1 protein-coding gene is annotated in these 368 nt (G+C 65.2%); it reads right to left on the bottom strand.

What is annotated here, in order from left to right:
* Positions 1–2: 2 nt before the first annotated feature.
* Positions 3–368, bottom strand: a 366-nt coding sequence (locus tag J4G12_07645; GenBank protein MCE2455684.1) for a hypothetical protein, incomplete at its 5' end; no start/stop codon positions are given.

The raw sequence follows: 368 nt of genomic DNA, 5'->3' as shown, positions 1-368 counted from the left end.
GGCTAGCGGCGGCGGATGCGCCCGGTCACGATCAGGCGCTCCTCGTATTCGCGGGCGAACGCCTCCACGTCGCGACCTTGGGACTCGAGGAATTCCCGCACGTAATTCCTCGTGGACAGCTCGAACTCGGGCAGCGGCGGTCCGGCCGCGAGTTCGAACAGGACCGCCCTGTGTGCGCCAAACCAGCGTTCCTTGGTCGCGGCATCCCGCTGTATCTCATCCCAGGGAGGCGGGCCCCCGAACCGCTGGTTCACCATCGTCTCAGCGGCAAGTCTCCGGTAGAACTCGCCGACGTCGGCGTCCATGGCGATGTCTCGAACCAGCTCGTGGCTGGCTCGCTCCTTAGCCCACCTCATGATGTAAAGCAT

Source organism: Gemmatimonadota bacterium, assembly GCA_021295815.1.
Classification (GTDB): Bacteria; Gemmatimonadota; Gemmatimonadetes; order Longimicrobiales; family Gaopeijiaceae; genus JAGWBQ01.
This window is presented reverse-complemented; position numbering and strand designations above follow the sequence as displayed.